We start from the raw sequence: 17309 nt of genomic DNA on the forward strand, positions 1-17309 counted from the left end.
AAGTGAACCCGAAGCCAGAAGCCGACCGGAAGCTATCAGTCGTCGTTGCCGGCGGCGGAACGGCCGGGCACATTGAACCCGCCATGGCCGTGGCAGAGGCAGTTCGCGCGCAGCGCCCAGACGCGCGCATCACCGCGCTGGGTACTACCCGTGGCCTGGAGACCACCCTGGTGCCGGCGCGCGGTTTCGACCTGGAGCTGATCCCGCCAGTGCCGGTGCCGCGCAAGGTAAACAAGGACCTGGCCACGCTGCCGCTGCGCCTGCGCAAGGCTCTGAAGGAGACGAAGCGGGTACTGCGCGAGGTGGAAGCCGACGTGGTTATCGGCTTCGGCGGCTACGTTTCCGCCCCGGCCTACCTGGCCGCACGCTCCCTCAAGATTCCCTTCTTCGTCCACGAGGCCAATGCCCGCGCGGGCGTGGCCAACAAGCTGGGCGTGAAGCTGGGCGGCACCGGCCTGGCCGCGGTCGAGGATTCCGGCCTGGATGCCGAGATTGTGGGCATCCCCGTGCGTGAATCCGTGCTGAAGATGGATCGCAAGGCCCTGCGTGCGGAGGGCCGCGAGTTCTTCGGCGTGGATCCGGAGGCCCCGCTGCTGCTGGTGACCGGTGGTTCCCAGGGCGCACGCAGCATCAACAACGCAGTGGTGGATGCGGCGAAGACCCTGCAGGACGCGGGCATTGGGGTGCTGCACGCGTACGGCAAGAAGAACGAGATTGAGTTGCCCACAGCGGTGAAGGAAGGCAAGCCCCCGTACGTGGCCGTCCCGTACATCGAGCGCATGGACCTGGCTCTCGCCGCCGCGGATGCGATCTTGTGCCGCTCGGGCGCAATGACCGTCGCCGAGGTCTCCGCCGTCGGCCTGCCGGGAATCTACGTGCCGCTGCCGCACGGTAACGGCGAGCAGGAGCTCAATGTCCGCCCGATCACCCACGCCGGTGGCGGGGTGATCATCAAGGATGCCGAGCTCACCGGCCACCGCGTTTCCCAGGAAGTCATCCCGTTGCTGCGCGACGAAACCCGCTGGCACGCCGCTAGCCTGGCAACGCTGGCCGCAGGCCACAGGGACGCTGCCGAGAAGATCGCCGAAAAGATCATCGCAGCAGCCGAAGCGTAGCCCTAGCCCCATAACAAATTCTTTGTCCCCCTCCTTCCAGAAAGGCAACTTCTTCCACGATGAGCGAGCAGCCTCAGACCACGGACCTCTCCCGCGTGCACATGGTGGGCATTGGCGGCGCCGGCATGTCCGGTATCGCCCGCATCCTTCTGGACCGCGGCTACCAGGTCAGCGGGTCGGACATGAAGGAGTCGCGCAGCATCATGGCGCTGCGCGCGGCCGGCGCACAGATTCAGGTCGGGCACGCGGCAGAAAACCTGCGCCTGTTGGGGGAGATGCCCACAGTGGTCGTCACCTCCTTCGCCGCGATTCCGCAGGATAACCCGGAGCTCGTCGGCGCCCGCGAGGCAGGCATTCCGGTGCTCCGCCGCTCGGACATTCTGGCGCTGTTGCTGCAGGATCGCCGGGCTTTCTTGCTGGCGGGTACGCACGGCAAGACCTCTACGACGTCGATGGCCGTGGCCGCGCTGCAGGCGGCGGGGCAGGATCCCTCTTTTGCCATCGGCGGCCAGCTGAACCGCGCGGGCACGAATGCCCACAACGGCACCGGTGAGATTTTCGTGGCCGAGGCCGACGAGTCCGATGGCTCCTTCCTGTCCTACTCGCCCGAAATCGCGGTGGTCACAAACATCGAGCCCGACCACCTGGATTACTTCAAGACCGAAGCGGCCTACCGGGAGGTCTTCGAGAAGTTCGCCCACCGCATTGTGCCGGGTGGCTTCCTGGTCGCGTGCCTGGATGATCCGGGTTCGGCCGCACTCGCCGAGAAGCTCATCGCCGGTGCCGAGGCCGGCGAGCCCTTGCCGTTTAGCGTTGTTGGTTATGGCACTGCCGAAGCTTGTGACGCCCACTCTTCCGTGCCCCCAGCAGCGATCATCGAAAGCACAGAGGTTACCGCCGAGGGAACCGTTTCCGCCTTGCGGCTTACTGAGGCCGTGAACGGAGCCGTGCAGCAGGGCGGTGGAAAGGGCGCAGGCACCTATTCGCTGCGCGTGGCCATCCCGGGCATTCACATGGTGCTGAACGCCACCGCGGCCGTGCTGGGCAGCGCGCTGCTGGGCGCAGATGTGGAGAAAATCATCGCGGGCATCGGTGGTTTCGACGGCGTACGCCGCCGCTTCGAGTATCACGGCACCCGCCAGGATGTGGAAGTCTACGACGACTACGCGCATCACCCGACCGAGGTCGCGGCCGTCCTCTCTGCCGCACGGCAGCGGGTGGAAGCCCGCGGTGGGCGCATCGTGGCCGTCTTCCAGCCGCATCTTTACTCCCGCACGATCAACTTCGCCGACGAGTTCGCCGAGGCCCTGTCTCTGGCCGATCTGGTGGTGCTGCTGGATATCTTCGGCGCCCGCGAGGAGCCGGTGGAAGGAGTGGATTCGCGCATTATTGGCGACAAGATCGATGCCTCCACGGAGTGCGTGTTCGAGCCCGACTTTTCGCGTGTGGCCGGCGTGGTCGCCGGGCTGGTGCAGCGTGGCGACATGGTGCTGACCATCGGCGCGGGCACCGTGACGATGCTGGCGGACGAGATTCTCCTGGAGCTGGACCGTGGTGATCGCGGGTGACTAGGGCGTCAAGAACAAAAAGCAAAAAGAACCAGAACCCGCCGCGTAAGCGCCTGCAGTGGCTGGTCGCGGGGCTCGTAGCATTGGTCGTGCTGCTGGGTGTGCTTGTGTATGCGGCGCCCATCGTGAAGGTGTCGCAGATCGATGTGCAGGGCACGACGAATGCGGATCCGCAGGCGATCCGGGAGGCCAGCGCCATTAACGCGGGCGACAACATGCTGCGCCTGAACATGGCAGAAGCTGCCCAGGGAATATCCTCCGTGCCGTGGGTGGAGAAGGTGACCGTAAAGCGCTCCTGGCCCACCACGGTGACGGTCGATGTGACCGAACACAAGGCCATTGGCTACGTCATGGATGGCGACACACCACAGGTAGTGGACGAAAATGGGCAGGTGTTTTTGACGGGTGTGAAGCCTGAAGGGTCTTTCGAGTTTAAGAAGACCAAGGCGGACGACGCTCGGGCTATCGACGCGGCGACGAAGGCGCTGACTGCGCTCTCGGATGATCTGCGTGGGAAGCTGGAGGGGATCGAGGCCGAGTCGGCGGATAGTATTCGCCTCTTTTTCCCTAATCAGGCTGTGTATTGGGGTTCCGCTGATAGGGCGGATGAGAAGGCCGAGGCGACCCGAATTGTCCTGGGGCGCGAGGGAAATTGGAACGTCTCGAACCCCGCTATGCCCACTGTCAGGCAGGGCTGAAGCAGGGGAGAAACCCCAGCTTAAGCTTTAAGTTGAACTTTAAGGATACGACACGCCACCAAAAATGTGCACCGCTAAATGCTTGACGGCTAGGAAGATGGACGCAACAGCAAACCGGTAAACCGCAAAGCACGAAAAATTCTTTAGGAAGGCGGAAAAGCGCACATGACGAATCCTGGAAACCACCTCGCCGAGATCAAGGTGGTCGGTGTCGGCGGCGGCGGAGTAAACGCCGTCAACCGCATGATCGACGAGCAGCTGCAGGGCGTGGAGTTCATCGCCATCAACACCGATGCACAGGCCCTGATGCTGACCGATGCGGACATCAAGCTGGATATCGGCCGCGAGGAGACCCGCGGCCTGGGCGCCGGCGCTAACCCAGACGTCGGCCGCAAGTCCGCCGAGGATCACAAGGACCAGATCGAAGAGATCCTGGCCGGTGCCGATATGGTGTTCGTCACCGCAGGTGAGGGTGGCGGCACCGGTACTGGTGCAGCCCCGGTCGTGGCGAACATCGCGAAGAAGCAGAACGCTCTGACCGTCGGCGTGGTTACCCGCCCCTTCGGCTTTGAAGGCCGTCGCCGCAGCAAGCAGGCCATGGAGGGAATCGAGGCTCTGCGCGAGGTCTGCGACACGCTGATCGTTATCCCCAATGACTCGCTGCTGAAGATGTCCGAGGAGCAGCTGTCCATGATGGAAGCCTTCCGCAAGGCTGATGAGGTGCTGCTGAGCGGTGTCGAGGGCATCACCAAGCTGATCACCACCCCGGGTGTGATCAACGTGGACTTCGCCGACGTGCGCTCCGTCATGACCGACGCGGGCTCTGCCCTCATGGGCATCGGCACCGCGCGCGGCGATCAGCGTGCCGTCAAGGCCACCCAGGCAGCCATCAACTCCCCGCTGCTGGAGAGCACCATGGAAGGCGCCAAGGGCGTGCTGCTTTCCTTCGCCGGCGGCTCCGACCTGGGTCTGCTGGAGGTTTCCCAGGCCGCGGACCTGGTGGAGGAAAAGGCCGACGAAGACGTCAACCTGATCTTCGGTACCATCATCGACGACCAGCTGGGCGACGAAGTCCGCGTGACCGTCATCGCCACCGGCTTCGACGATTCCCCATCCGCGACGTCCAACAACCAGCGCTCCGGCGCGCACCACGCGCAGGAGAGCACGGACGCGGCCGCAGGCGCCGGCGCTGCACAGCCGACCAACCTGTTCGGCGGCCAGGAGGCCCCGCAGGCAGGCCAGAACTCCCAGTACGCAGTGCAGGGGCAGGAGATCCCGCAGGCAGGGCCCGCGCAGGCCGATCCGGCTGCACAGCAGGCTGGCACCCAGTCCAGCTTCGCGCAGCGTCGGGGCACCGTGCCGCAGCACGCGCAGCAGGAGCAGCCGCAGACTAACCAGGGCGGCGGCCTGTTCACTTCCGCTCCGCAGCAGCCGCTGAACTCCAGCAACTCTGGCGTGGATCTGACTGAGGAAGAGGACGATCTGGATCTGCCGGACTTCAACTAGTCCGCCAGACGCACAGTAACCACCCCGCCAGATGCAGCCAGATGCCAGACTAAGGAGCTTGCTTTGAGCCACGACCAGAGCCCGAAGGTGCGGAAGGTCTTCACCGACCGCAACGGCGGGATCTCCACGGGAGCCTATGCCTCGTTCAACCTGGGCGATCACGTGGGCGATGACCCGGCGGCAGTGGCTCATAACCGCCAGCGCCTGGCCGACGTGCTGGGGCTGGACGTGGGGCGCTTGGTGTTTATGGAGCAGATCCACTCGCCGAATGTCACCGAGGTCACCGCCGATCACCTCGCATCCCCTGTGCCCGCTGGGAATGCTGCTTCTACTGTGCGCTCTGCGTCCCCCGTAATCGAGGCTACTGACGCCCTCATTACCACCCTGCGAGGCACCGCACTGATCGTCCTCACCGCTGACTGCGTTCCGGTTTTGCTGTCCGATGAGGACGCGGGCGTGATCGCCGCGGTTCATGCTGGGCGAATGGGAGCCCGCAACGGAATCCTCCGCCGCACCATTGCCCGCATGGAAGACCTCGGCGCTGTGCCCAGCAACATTCACGCGCTGCTCGGCGCAGCCGCCAGCGGGGAGAACTACGAGGTACCGCAGTCCATGGCCGCAGATGTGGAGTCCAAGCTGCCCGGCTCGGCAACCACCACCGCCAAGGGCACTCATGGGTTGGACATTCGTGCTGGTCTAACCCGCCAACTGCTGTCCCTCGGAGTGCGCAGTATTGATGCAGACCCACGCTGCACAATCGATCCAGAGCACGCCGATCGTTTCTTCTCCTACCGCCGGGAGGGGACGACTGGTCGCCAGGCGGGCGTAGTGTGGATGCCATGACGGAGCAGAACAGCGTAAACAGCGAAAGCCAGGTGCGCGATGAGCTTCCCGGCGGCTCGGCGAATCTTAGCCCCCGGGCGCAGGAAATTGCCGAGAAACTGGCGCGCGTAAGGCGCCGCATCGCGGTGGCGGGGGGAGCGGATCTGCTGCCCATCACCAAGTTTCACCCTGCTGAGGACGTGAAGCTGCTGGCACAGCTGGGCGTCACCGCCGTCGGCGAGAACCGCGAACAGGAAGCGCGCGATAAGCACGCACAGTTGGCAGATACAGGGCTGCAGTTCCACATGGTGGGGCAGGTACAGACGAAGAAGGCGAACTCCGTCGCACGGTGGGCAGCCGCCGTGCATACGGTGGATTCGCTGAAGCTGCTGAATGCACTGGATCGCGGCGTGGGATTGGCTTTGGAGCGCGGCGATCGAAGCGAGCGCCTGCCGGTGCTCCTGCAATTCAGTGCCGACGGCGATCCGCAGCGCGGCGGGGCAGTGGAGGCGGACATCGACGAACTGGCCGATGCCGTGGCCGCGGCCGAAAACCTGGAGCTGCGCGGGCTGATGACGGTACCGCCGCTGGACGCCGAACCGGCGGCCGTGTTTGCCCGGGGGCGGCAGCTCGTCGAGAGTATTAGCGACCGCGTAACGGGCGCTCCCGTGTACTCCGCTGGAATGAGCGGTGACCTGGAGATTGCCATCGCGGAAGGCTCCACGCTGGTGCGTGTCGGTACGGATATAATGGGCGCGCGACCAGTACTTTAAACCACATAGCTATACAAGCCCTTAACAAGCTAAGAGATTCAAGCAACGGAAGGTTCCTACAGAACAATGTCAGAAAACTTCATGGACAAGACCAAGCGGTTCTTCGGTTTTGATTCCGTGGAAACCTACAACACGGAGTACTACAGCGACGGCTACGGCTCCCGCGAGCGTGACCGTGCTGATCGTGCAGACCGTGTTGAGCGTGATGCCCACGAGCCTTCCTACCGTTCCCGTTCTGAGCGTGACTTTGGCGACCGCGCTGAGCGTGGCGGCCGTTATGGCCGTTCCGATTTTGCTGACCGCGCAGACCGGGGCGACCGCGAGGATCGTTACTCTTCCCGCGGCGGCGGCCATTACTCCTCCTACGCGGAAGAACCGGCGGAGGAGAAGGATCCTTCGGCCTTCGTGTCCTTCACGCTAAGCTCCTACACCCAGGCCGGCGAGCTGGTGGAGAACCTCAAGGCTCGCGAGGTTGTCGTATTCTCCCTCAGCGGAATGGAAAAGGGCGAGGCAAAGCGAGTACTGGACTTCGCCGCTGGCTTGAGCCGTGGTCTGGATGCACAGCTGAAGAAGCTGAAGGGCGTACGTAACTTCATCTTGCTGCCGAAGGGCGTGACCCTGGCACAGGATCAGTTGGATGCCATCGCGGAGACCATCTAGCCAGCGCACCAGCCGTTTTAGAAGTCTTTAACTCATAAAGGTCGTTAACCAATAGAGAGCGCTTAAGTGAACGAAATCCTGCTTCTGTTGATGTGGCTGATTCGCTTCTACATTCTGATTCTGATCTTGCGCATCATTATCGAAATGATTCAGTCCTTTTCCCGTAACTGGCGCCCGCAGCGCTGGTTCAGCATTGTGGCCGAGCCGCTGTTTGTGGTTACAGATCCCCCGGTAAAGGCACTTAGGAAGTTGATTCCGCCGGTTCAGCTCGGGGGCGTGGGGCTGGATGTCTCCGTGCTTGTTTTGTTCTTTGGCCTGCAGTTGCTGACCATGCTCCTGGGGGCATTTGTTCGCTAAAACAGCGAAAGTGCAGCGACAGTACGGCGACGATAGGGCGAAAAGTTCTTTGGGAGATTTTTCGTCTAAAAACTCGCTAGTAGTTCACTAGCGAGGCCAATATCAGTGCATCCTTAAAGTTATAAAACTAAGGGGGTGGATGCCGGGGGGAGAAGAATGAAACGGATATTCAGCAAGCTGTTGTGAATATCCGTTCATGGGGCTAGAATTGAAGACATCTTCGCGGTAAGTGAGTGAGGCTGCGGAGATGTCGTGTGTAGTGACGGAAACCGCTGCCGGTCGAGAATGTGGGTCTTGGCCGGTGGCGGTTTTCTCATTTCCTTCACCTGTTACATCGTCGGCGCGTTTCTAGCGTTACGTGTTCACGCTAAATAGGTGAAGAAACTTTTGTATGGGGGTGAAACTAGGGGGTGATGTTCTGTCTGTGGTGTTAATGAGGCTGCAGTAAATTACTGTTGAGGCTGAGCTATACGGTGTTATGCCGCGCTACGCGGTTAATCTCGATCTAAAGTTGAGACTGAACCAGCTTATGCTGGTATGCTTTGTAGCTGTTTCATAAACCATCAATAGTTCATTACTGTTGCGAACGCCTTCTAGCACTTTGAGGCAATCCGAAAGGGAAAGGGACAACCTATGCCACTCACTCCGGCTGATGTGCACAACGTAGCTTTTAGCAAGCCGCCGATCGGCAAGCGTGGTTACAACGAGGACGAGGTCGACCAGTTCCTGGATCTCGTGGAGGACACTCTTGCGGAACTGCAGGACGAAAACTCCGACCTCAAGCTGAAGGTCGAGCAGCTGGAGTCCGGTTCCGCTAATGGCGCTGGTGCTGCTGGCGCCGGTGTGGCAGGCGCTGCTGGTGCTTCCCAGGTTGACGAGGCTGCACTGCGTCGCCAGATCGAGTCCGACCTGCGTGGCCAGTTCGAGTCCGAGTACTCCGCGAAGCTGGAGCAGGCTCGCAAGGACGCTCGCGCCGAGGTTCAGGCAGAGCAGGCCAAGGCGCAGCCGCAGGCCGCTTCCCAGGCAAACGTCGCCGAGATCGAGAAGAAGGTCAAGGCTGATTACGAAGCCAAGCTGAAGGCCGCTGAGGATCGCGCCGCTAAGGCAGAGAAGGCTGCTGAGGATGCCAAGAAGCAGGCTCCGGCTCAGGCTTCCGCCGCCGCTGCCGCTCCGGCTGCTTCCGGCGACGGCAAGTCCGGCGTCGCAACCGCCGAGACCCACATGCAGGCAGCCCGCGTGCTGTCCCTGGCGCAGGAGATGGCTGACCGCCTGACCGGTGATGCGAAGGCAGAGTCCAACACCATGCTGGAAGAGGCTCGCGCCACCGCGAAGAAGACCATCGACGATGCCGACAGCAGCTCCAAGAACACCCTGGCGGACGCACAGAAGCGCTCCGAGGCTCAGCTGGCGGATGCGAAGACCCGCTCCGAGAAGATGCTGGCAGACGCGGAGGAGAAGTCCAACGCACAGCTGGCAGACGCAAAGCAGAAGTCCGAGGTCATGATCTCCGACGCTACTGCACAGTCCCAGGCACAGATCCGCTCCGCACAGGAGAAGGCAAACGCCCTGCAGGAGGATGCAGAGCGTAAGCACACCGAGATCATGAACACGGTCAAGAAGCAGCAGACCACCCTCGAGGCACGCATCGAGGAGCTGCGCACCTACGAGCGCGAGTACCGTACCCGCCTGAAGACCTTCCTGGAGTCTCAGCTGGAAGAGCTGAACAGCCGCGGCACCGCCGCTCCGGCCGGCTCCATCGAGGTCGAGGGCGAAAACAACTAATAGCGCCAGCGCCTTAGTAACGGCCCCACTACCGACCGTCAGGAGGAAACAGTAACGATGCTCGTTGCAGCGATCCTCCTGGCGGTTCTCGGCTTTGCGGCCCTTGTCGTTAGCCTCGCTGTCGGATCCACCACCTGGGCCTGGATCTGCGTTTCCGTAGCCCTGATCGGCGTGGCATTGTTTGTCTACGACCTGATCCGCCATCGCAAGCGCTAAAGGCTCGCTAAGGGCTAAGGCTCTGATCCCGCACACGGCAGTGTAGGGTAGGGGCTGTAACTGAATATCCTTCAAAAGTACGCATTGATCCGGCCATCACCGGGGAGCGTTCCTGGAAGAACGGTGTCCGCACTCCACACACGAAGGCTGGGGGCGGGCACTTATTAGACCCAGGCGGAGTCGCGGCACGTCATCGCCGTAAGAGACGAAGAGGGCGTAACACGCCAATCAGGGTGGTACCGCGCAAGGCTTTTCTAGCCGATGCGTCCCTGTTTTTTAGCGAGAACGTCGCCGACAGCGAAACTGTGGGCGTCAATAAAAAGAGCGAAGAAGCAGGTACCACACCATGAGCGAAGCAACCCCAGCAGGCGGCGCCTACCCGCGCGTCGATATGTACAATGGCGGTTCGACCGCCTTCCCCGCACTCGAAGAGAACGTGCTGAAGTACTGGGAGAAGGACGGCACCTTCAACGAATCCGTCGCGTCCCGCGAGGGCAACGAGGAATATGTCTTCTACGACGGCCCTCCCTTCGCCAACGGCCTGCCGCACTACGGCCACCTGCTGACGGGCTACGTCAAGGACATCGTCCCGCGCTACCAGACCATGCAGGGCAAGAAGGTTGCCCGCGTCTTCGGCTGGGACTGCCACGGCCTGCCCGCCGAACTGGAGGCGGAGAAGCAGCTGGGCATCAAGGATCGCGCCGGCATCGAAGAGATGGGCATGCGCTCCTTCAACGAGTACTGCGCGACCTCGGTGCTGCGCTACACGGACGAGTGGAAGGAATACGTCACCCGCCAGGCGCGCTGGGTGGACTTCGACAACGGCTACAAGACGATGGATCCGGGCTTCATGGAGTCCGTCATGTGGGCCTTTAAGGCTCTTTATGACAAGGGCCTGATCTACCAGGGCTTCCGCGTTCTGCCGTACTCCTGGGCTGAGCACACTCCGCTGTCCAACCAGGAAACTCGCCTGGATGATTCCTACAAGATGCGCCAGGACCCGACCATCACGGTGACCTTCCCGGTCACCGGCGCGACCGAGGGCACTGCCTCTGTGAAGACCTTGGCTGAGCACCCGGAGCTCGCCGATGCCGCGTTTATCGGCTGGACGACCACCCCGTGGACCACGCCGGCGAACCTCGCCCTGGCGGTCCACCCCGAGGTGACCTACGCCGCGGTGCGGATTGGTGATGACGCCATCGGTGCCGACGGCGCAGAGGGCATGCATGGAAAGACCGTGGTGCTGGCCGACGACCTGCGCGGTGCATACGCCAAGGAGCTGGGGGAGAAGGCCGAGGTTCTGGGCACCTTCACGGGTGCTGAGCTGGAGGGCATGACCTACGAGCCGCTGTTCAAGTACTTCGCCGAGCGTGCGGGCGAGAAGACCGGCGCCGGCGAGGGGCGCGAGGGCGGAGAGGACAGCCAGTTTAAGGCGGGTGCCTTCCGCGTGCTGTGCGCCGACTACGTCACCACCGCCGACGGTACCGGTGTGGTCCACCAGGCGCCGGCTTTCGGTGAGGACGATATGTTCACCTGTGAGGCTGCGGGCATCGACCTGGAGATCCCGGTGGACATGGACGGCAAGTTCACCTCCCTGGCGCCCGACTACCAGGGTCAGCTGGTCTTCGACGCGAACAAGGCAATCATCAAGGATCTGAAGGCCGCAGGTCGCGTGCTGCGCCACCAGACGATCGAGCACTCCTACCCGCACTCCTGGCGCTCCGGCGAGCCGCTGATCTACATGGCTCTGCCGTCCTGGTTCGTCGCCGTGACGAAGTTCCGCGACCGCATGGTGGAGCTAAACCACGAGCAGATCGAGTGGATGCCCTCCCACATCCGCGACGGGCAGTTCGGCAAGTGGCTGGAAGGCGCCCGCGATTGGAACATCTCGCGCAACCGCTACTGGGGCGCGCCGATCCCGGTGTGGGTCTCTGACTCCGAGGAGTACCCGCGCATGGATGTCTACGGCTCCCTGGAGGAGCTGGAGCGCGACTTCGGCCGCAAGCCGGCCTCCCTGCACCGCCCCGACATTGACGAGCTGACCCGCCCGAACCCGGACGACCCGACGGGCAAGTCCACCATGCGCCGCGTGCCGGAGGTGCTGGACTGCTGGTTCGAGTCTGGCTCTATGCCGTTTGCGCAGAAGCACTACCCGTTCGAGAACAAGGAGTGGTTCGATACTCACTCCCCGGCGGACTTCATCGTGGAGTACTCCGGCCAGACCCGTGGCTGGTTCTACACCATGCACGTTCTGTCCACCGCGCTGTTCGACCGTCCGGCCTTCAAGAAGGTCGTCGCCCACGGCATCGTGCTGGGCGATGACGGGCTGAAGATGAGTAAGTCCAAGGGCAACTACCCGAACGTCAACGAGGTCTTCGACCGCGACGGTTCCGACGCCATGCGCTGGTTCCTGATGAGCTCGCCGATCCTGCGCGGCGGCAACCTGATCGTCACCGAGCAGGGCATCCGCGAGGGCGTGCGCCAGGCGATGCTGCCCATGTGGAACGCCTACTCCTTCTTGCGCCTCTACGCCTCCCAGCCGGCGCAGTACGATACGTCCTCCACTAACGTGCTGGACCGCTACATCCTGGCTAAGCTGCGCGACACTGTGCAGGGCGTAACCGATGCGCTGAACAACACGGACATCGCCACCGCCTGCGACGAGATCCGCTGGTTCTGCGACGCACTGACCAACTGGTACGTCCGCCGTTCCCGCGACCGCTTCTGGGCGGGCGACGCCGTCCACCCCGAGGCCTTCAACACCCTGTACACCGTGCTGGAGACCCTGTGCCGTGCGGCAGCGCCGCTGCTGCCGATGACCACCGAGGTGATCTGGCGCGGCCTAACCGGCGAGCGCTCCGTGCACCTGGCGGACTTCCCGAAGGCCGAGAATCTGCCCGCCGACGCGGAGCTGGTCGCCGCCATGGATGCCGTGCGGGCCGTAAGTTCCGCGACGAGCTCCCTGCGCAAGGCCCACAAGCTGCGCAACCGCCTGCCGTTGCCGAAGCTGACCGTCGCGCTGCCGAACGCCAGCGCGCTGGAGGAATTCACGAAGATCATCGCCGACGAGGTGAACGTCAAGCAGGTCGAGCTGACTGAGGACGTCGCCCAGGTCGGCGGCTTCGAGGTCGTGGTCAACGCTCGCGTGGCTGGCCCGCGCCTGGGCAAGGACGTCCAGCGCGTCATCAAGGCCGTGAAGTCCGGCAACTACACGGTCGATGACGCCGGTGTGGTCACCGCCGACGGCATTGAGCTGCAGGATGGCGAGTTCACCCGCAAGCTCGTGGCCGCTGAGCCGGAGCACACGGCAGAGGTATCCGGCCAGGACGGCCTGGTGGTGCTGGACACCCAGACCACCCCGGAGCTGGAGGCCGAGGGCTGGGCCGCCGACCGCGTGCGCGGCCTGCAGGAAGCCCGCAAGGCCGCTGACCTGCAGATCACCGACCGGATCCACCTGACCCTTTCCGTGCCTGCGGACAAGGAAGAGTGGGCGCGCACCCACGCGGACGCGATCGCCAAGGAAGTGCTGGCCACGGACGTAAAGGTTGTCGTCGGCGAGCAGCTCAGCCACGACGTCGCCGACGGCTGCTCGGCTGACATCGCGGTGGCGTCCTAAAGAAAAAGACCCGCAGGGTACGCACATGCGCTGGGTGGCTCACATCGACATGGATGCGTTTTTCGCCTCCGTCGAGCAGCTCACCCGGCCGACCTTGCGCGATAGACCGGTGCTGGTTGGCGGCCTGGGCGGCCGTGGGGTGGTCGCCGGAGCTTCCTACGAGGCCCGGGCTTTCGGTGCGCGCTCGGCGATGCCGATGGGGCAGGCCGTGCGCCTGTGCAACAACCGCGCCGTGGTGGTTAAACCGCGCAAGGAGGTGTACGCGGCCGCCTCCCGCCGCATCTTCCAGGTCATCCGCGCCCACGCGGGCGTGGTGGAGCAGCTATCCGTGGACGAGGGCTTCGCCGAGCCGCAGGGGTTGGATAGCGCCGAGGAAGCCCGCGCCTGGGCAGAGAACCTGCAGGCCAGGGTAGAAGAGGAGACCGGCCTGCCCGCTTCCGTCGGCATGGCCGCCACCAAGCTGGACGCGAAGATGGCCAGCGACCTGGCAAAGCCCCACGGGGTGTTCGTCGTGCCGCCCGAGGCGCGCATGGAGGTCTTCGCCGACCGGCCCGTAGGCGACGTGTGGGGGATCGGCAAGGTCGCTCAAGGCAAGCTCCACACCATGGGGATCGACACAATCGGACAGTTCGTTGCCGCCGACACCACGGATGTGCGCGGCGCGCTGGGCTCGGTTGGGGTGGAGGTGCAGCGCATGGCCGCCGGCGACGACCCGCGACCCGTCGCTCCCCGCGCGCCCGCCAAACAGGTCAGCGCGGAAAAGACTTTGCAGGTGGACGCGCGCACCACCGCTGAGGCCATGCGCGTGTTGCACGAGACCGCGCTGGCCATGCACCGTCGCCTGCTGAAGGACGGCCGCGCCGCCCGCACCGTGACCGTCAAGACGCGCACCACCGACTTTCAGCTGCACACGAAGTCCGCCGGGCTGCCCGCGCCGACGGAAGACTTCGACAAGATCTTCGCCCTCGCCCAGCGGCTGATGCCGCGACCGGAGGAAGCCGGCGCTTTTCGCCTGGTCGGGGTGAGCGTGTCCGGGCTGGTGGCCGATCGCCAGGAGCTGTTGTTCCCGGAACTCGATGGTCCGCCGGTGCCCATCGCCGCTGCCACCGAAACCGATGCGGGGTTTAGTTCTTTGGTTGATGACGCCACCACGGCCCGCCCCGTGTGGCATGCCACCCAGGATGTATCGCATGTGGAGTTCGGGCACGGGTGGGTGCAGGGTGCCGGCAACGGGGTGGTTAGCGTGCGTTTCGAGACCGCTGCGACTGGCCCGGGGAAAACCCGCACCTTCCGCGTTGACGATGAAGACCTAAGCCCCGCCGACCCGCTGGACAGCCTGGCCTGGGACCTCGACGGGCTGGCGGAGGACTAGAAACTGAGAGGGGACTAGCGAGCGCGGGCGAGTTCGTAGAGCAACTCGATGCGCGCCTGGCTGGGGCGCAACGCCCCGCCGCTGCGGAAACCGGCGCGAGCCAGCTGGGCGCCGCCGCCCGTACCTCCGTAGACGAAGGAAACCCCGCCGGTTGGTACCCGGCTGCACACTACGACCGGCAGCTCGGCATTACGCTCCGCGCGCCAGGCTTTCAATTCCTCGGCGACAGCCGTGGGAATGTTGCCGGAGCCCATGGCAGCCAGCACCAGGCCGTCTACGGCACCTACCTTGGCACCAACCTTTGTGCCCTGCTCCCGCTTGTCCTGCTCTCGCAGCGTCCGAATGAGTTGCCCGTCATCGCCTGCAAAGGTGCTGACGATGGGCACGGATAGCCCCGCTACCTGTAGTGGAGGAAAGGCAGTGCCATCCGTGTTCGGGGACTCACCGTCGTGTTTCCCGGAGTCAATCAGTGCATTGCGGAAGGCCGTTTCGGCGGTGGTGTGGGCCTTGTAAGCCCCGCGGGCGGGCAGGATGGCATCGCCGAAGACTAGGTGAACCCCCGCAGAAAGCTCCCCCGATGCAAGCGCGGCGAACGCGCGGGAAAGGTTGGTCGGGCCGTCCGGTGCGGCGTCATCACCCGGGCGCTGGGCGCCCGTAAACACAACAGGGCACGGCAGCTCCAGGGCGCACGCGGCGGCGAGGGCGGACTCTTCCATTGTGTCCGTTCCGTGCAGCACCACGACGCCCGCCGGGGTGGTGGAGCAGAAGCTAGCAATGTGGCCGACGAGCTCGTCGATTTGGGGCAGCGTGATGGAGCTGGAATCGATGCTCATGATGTCGTGCGGAAGGGGCTCGAGCCCCTGTGGAATGCGAGCCTGCTTGACGATGTCCGAGCAGGTCAAGGTTGGTACAAGGTCGCCTTCGGGGGAGTGGGTGCAGCTGATGGTGCCGCCGGTGCCGAGGACAGGGATTTGCTGGCAATTCCGCGAGGGGGTGGAAGTCATGTGACCAATGTACGTGACGGCCCGGACAGGACCACGCGCTCACGGGCGCAAGTCACACGAATAACATCTGCAACAGCATGGCTTGTATAGTCGGAAACTGGTTCCCCAAAAATTTTGGGATGTGTATTCCATGTGCACAGCTGTCTACGGCAGTGTGCCACCGAGCACTGTTTTCTTACTCGGCTAATTGCACACGATCATTAGCATTACATTGTCCAACCATCGAAGGAGCATTCTCGTGCGTTCCACCCAGCGCCACTCTCGCAGCACCAAGATCTTTACTCGCGCAACGGCTGTCTCCGCCGTCCTGGCTGCCGGGCTGACCCTTTCTGCCTGCGGCAACGACGACGATTCTTCCGACAATTCCTCCTCTTCCTCTGCCACCACCGCCGCTGAATCTTCCGAGGCAGCCGAAGACCAGACCCCGACGGCGGAGGAGCTGTCGGGTGTGCTGAACCGCGCCGTAGACCCGGAAGTTCCGACCGAGGAAAAGGTGGACACGGTCGTGAACGGCGACCAGGCCCCGGAGCTTTTTGACGCGCTGACGAAGTCCCGCACCGAGTCCGGAGCGACCCTCGAAGTCGTCGACCCCGTACTGCCCAGCCTGACGCCCGGCAACGTTAACGCAACCGTGAACCTGGCCGTGCCCGACCAGGAGCCGCACGTGGTCAGCGACGTGGAGTTCGTCAGCGAGGACGGCAAGTGGAAGCTGGATCAGGGCTGGGCCTGCACCTTGGTGGAAAACGTCCTGCCGGATCAGGTGCCGCCGATGTGCAAGGACCTCTAGGTCGTTTAGGTCACTGTTCTTTGGGGGGATTACTTTTCAGGGGTCCACTTTGACTTCGACGTGGAGGTTTGCACCACGCGGACCGGGGAATCATCCTGCCCGTAGGTGACCTTCGTCTCCACGTTGATGTGGCCCCGAGTGGGCAGCACCTTGTTTAGGTCCAGCGCGATCTGTCCGCTGGATTCGGTTTTGACGTCCAGCACCTTCAGATCGGTTTGCGCCAACGTAGCCACTGCCGGGCTGCGAGATACCTCCACCTTGAGCGAGACCGTCTGCCCCTCGCGCTCCAGTAGCGAATAGGTGATCTTCTGGGTCATCGAAATGTCGCCGTCCACGCGGTTGGAAACCGTCCACTTCGCGCCCACTCCCACGGGCTCGGTGGGGAAGATCAGGGGGAAGTCGTTCATCTGATTCAGCGCGGATTCCACGCTGGCGCGGGCGGTGGCGCTGGCTTCATCGGGGGCGGTGTAATTGCGGGAGGTCGCGCGCCCGTCGACTTCCTGTTCAGTGGTCATCTTGAAGCCCTTGGCCGTGGCGATATCCTCGTTCCGCTCGTCGTTGGTGCCGGTTGGCTCGCCCACGGTCACATTGGTCTGGCGCCCCTTACCGTCGGTAGTGACCTCGGCGGACAAGGGCAGGTTCATGGTGACCTCGTCATAGTCCAGCTCGTCAACATCCGGCTGCTCATCTTCCTTCGCCGTCTCTGAGGCATCGGTGGCCGACGCGGTGGCGTCATCCTTAGCCTTTGAGTCAGCCTTTGAATCACCAGCAGCACCAACAGTGTGCTGAGCGAACCCTTGGGTGGCGTGGTACGTGACCTCCTGGCTGCCCTCCTGCGAGAACCAGGCGATCGGCTCCTGGGGAGAAGCCCCGCGGCTGACGAGCTCCACCTTGACGCCCGGCACGGCAACATCTGCCGGCTTAGCTTGCGGCTGCTCGGAGTCAGAGCATGCGACGGTCGTGAAGGCCAGGCCTATGGCGCTGCAAACAGCCAGCGCGGACTTGCTAGAAATACCCACAAGTTCACAGCGTA

At 63.6% G+C, this 17309-nt stretch carries 15 protein-coding genes; 13 read left to right on the forward strand and 2 right to left on the reverse strand.

The annotated features are described in order from the left end of the window. The first annotated feature begins 2 nt into the window (after nucleotides 1-2). From murG to JQ46_RS06810, 12 genes are all read left to right on the forward strand, one after another. Nucleotides 3-1115, forward strand: coding sequence for an undecaprenyldiphospho-muramoylpentapeptide beta-N-acetylglucosaminyltransferase (gene murG, locus JQ46_RS06755; protein WP_034986521.1), 1113 nt, complete (start codon nucleotides 3-5; stop codon nucleotides 1113-1115). 59 nt (nucleotides 1116-1174) lie between these two features. Continuing rightward, nucleotides 1175-2683: a UDP-N-acetylmuramate--L-alanine ligase gene (gene murC / locus JQ46_RS06760; RefSeq protein ID WP_034986523.1), complete on the forward strand. Its 1509-nt coding sequence runs from the start codon at nucleotides 1175-1177 to the stop codon at nucleotides 2681-2683. Then, complete coding sequence (locus JQ46_RS06765) at nucleotides 2680-3381, forward strand: cell division protein FtsQ/DivIB (RefSeq protein ID WP_034986525.1); 702 nt, start codon at nucleotides 2680-2682, stop codon at nucleotides 3379-3381. The genes murC and JQ46_RS06765 overlap by 4 nt, the downstream gene beginning before the upstream one ends. A gap of 165 nt (nucleotides 3382-3546) precedes the next feature. Continuing rightward, complete coding sequence (gene ftsZ, locus JQ46_RS06770; protein ID WP_034986527.1) at nucleotides 3547-4887, forward strand: cell division protein FtsZ; 1341 nt, start codon at nucleotides 3547-3549, stop codon at nucleotides 4885-4887. Nucleotides 4888-4950: 63 nt separating this feature from the next. Beyond that, nucleotides 4951-5730: a peptidoglycan editing factor PgeF gene (pgeF, locus tag JQ46_RS06775; protein ID WP_034986529.1), complete on the forward strand. Its 780-nt coding sequence runs from the start codon at nucleotides 4951-4953 to the stop codon at nucleotides 5728-5730. Beyond that, complete coding sequence (locus JQ46_RS06780; protein ID WP_034986659.1) at nucleotides 5727-6482, forward strand: YggS family pyridoxal phosphate-dependent enzyme; 756 nt, start codon at nucleotides 5727-5729, stop codon at nucleotides 6480-6482. Before pgeF ends, JQ46_RS06780 begins: the two co-directional genes overlap by 4 nt. A 66-nt stretch (nucleotides 6483-6548) precedes the next feature. Continuing rightward, a complete protein-coding gene (sepF, locus tag JQ46_RS06785; RefSeq protein ID WP_034986531.1) occupies nucleotides 6549-7142 on the forward strand; it encodes a cell division protein SepF in 594 nt (197 codons plus the stop codon). Between the two features lie 66 nt (nucleotides 7143-7208). Further along, nucleotides 7209-7499 (forward strand): YggT family protein, encoded by a 291-nt coding sequence (locus JQ46_RS06790; RefSeq protein WP_034986534.1) that lies wholly within the window; start codon nucleotides 7209-7211, stop codon nucleotides 7497-7499. 633 nt (nucleotides 7500-8132) lie between these two features. Continuing rightward, nucleotides 8133-9281, forward strand: a complete 1149-nt coding sequence (locus JQ46_RS06795) for a DivIVA domain-containing protein (RefSeq protein ID WP_034986536.1) — start codon at nucleotides 8133-8135, stop codon at nucleotides 9279-9281. Between the two features lie 57 nt (nucleotides 9282-9338). After that, complete coding sequence (locus JQ46_RS11345) at nucleotides 9339-9497, forward strand: hypothetical protein (RefSeq protein ID WP_034986538.1); 159 nt, start codon at nucleotides 9339-9341, stop codon at nucleotides 9495-9497. 346 nt (nucleotides 9498-9843) lie between these two features. After that, nucleotides 9844-13113, forward strand: coding sequence for an isoleucine--tRNA ligase (gene ileS, locus JQ46_RS06805; protein WP_034986540.1), 3270 nt, complete (start codon nucleotides 9844-9846; stop codon nucleotides 13111-13113). A gap of 25 nt (nucleotides 13114-13138) precedes the next feature. Beyond that, entirely contained in the window at nucleotides 13139-14485 is a 1347-nt protein-coding gene (locus JQ46_RS06810) for a DNA polymerase IV (RefSeq protein WP_034986542.1), read from the forward strand. A 14-nt stretch (nucleotides 14486-14499) separates the two neighbouring features. On the opposite strand, the gene JQ46_RS06815 is transcribed toward JQ46_RS06810, so the two are convergent. Continuing rightward, nucleotides 14500-15489, reverse strand: coding sequence for an asparaginase (locus JQ46_RS06815; RefSeq protein WP_034986544.1), 990 nt, complete (start codon nucleotides 15487-15489; stop codon nucleotides 14500-14502). Between the two features lie 238 nt (nucleotides 15490-15727). Here JQ46_RS06815 and JQ46_RS06820 point away from each other — a divergent pair, with 238 nt between their 5' ends. Further along, nucleotides 15728-16276, forward strand: a complete 549-nt coding sequence (locus tag JQ46_RS06820) for a hypothetical protein (RefSeq protein ID WP_034986546.1) — start codon at nucleotides 15728-15730, stop codon at nucleotides 16274-16276. Between the two features lie 29 nt (nucleotides 16277-16305). On the opposite strand, the gene JQ46_RS06825 is transcribed toward JQ46_RS06820, so the two are convergent. Then, complete coding sequence (locus JQ46_RS06825; protein WP_237744762.1) at nucleotides 16306-17295, reverse strand: DUF6263 family protein; 990 nt, start codon at nucleotides 17293-17295, stop codon at nucleotides 16306-16308. Between the last annotated feature and the right edge of the window lie 14 nt (nucleotides 17296-17309).

It is taken from the genome of Corynebacterium jeikeium (assembly GCF_000738175.1).
GTDB lineage: Bacteria > Actinomycetota > Actinomycetes > Mycobacteriales > Mycobacteriaceae > Corynebacterium > Corynebacterium jeikeium_C.

What these genes read in the sequence shown, in the direction of transcription:
- murC (WP_034986523.1), top strand. Translation starts at nt 1,175, where the DNA reads ATGAGCGAGCAGCCTCAGACCACGGACCTCTCCCGCGTGCACATGGTG.
- JQ46_RS06795 (WP_034986536.1), top strand. Translation starts at nt 8,133, where the DNA reads ATGCCACTCACTCCGGCTGATGTGCACAACGTAGCTTTTAGCAAGCCG.
- JQ46_RS06815 (WP_034986544.1), bottom strand. Translation starts at nt 15,489, where the DNA reads ATGACTTCCACCCCCTCGCGGAATTGCCAGCAAATCCCTGTCCTCGGC.
- ftsZ (WP_034986527.1), top strand. Translation starts at nt 3,547, where the DNA reads ATGACGAATCCTGGAAACCACCTCGCCGAGATCAAGGTGGTCGGTGTC.
- JQ46_RS06780 (WP_034986659.1), top strand. Translation starts at nt 5,727, where the DNA reads ATGACGGAGCAGAACAGCGTAAACAGCGAAAGCCAGGTGCGCGATGAG.
- sepF (WP_034986531.1), top strand. Translation starts at nt 6,549, where the DNA reads ATGTCAGAAAACTTCATGGACAAGACCAAGCGGTTCTTCGGTTTTGAT.
- ileS (WP_034986540.1), top strand. Translation starts at nt 9,844, where the DNA reads ATGAGCGAAGCAACCCCAGCAGGCGGCGCCTACCCGCGCGTCGATATG.
- JQ46_RS06810 (WP_034986542.1), top strand. Translation starts at nt 13,139, where the DNA reads ATGCGCTGGGTGGCTCACATCGACATGGATGCGTTTTTCGCCTCCGTC.
- JQ46_RS11345 (WP_034986538.1), top strand. Translation starts at nt 9,339, where the DNA reads ATGCTCGTTGCAGCGATCCTCCTGGCGGTTCTCGGCTTTGCGGCCCTT.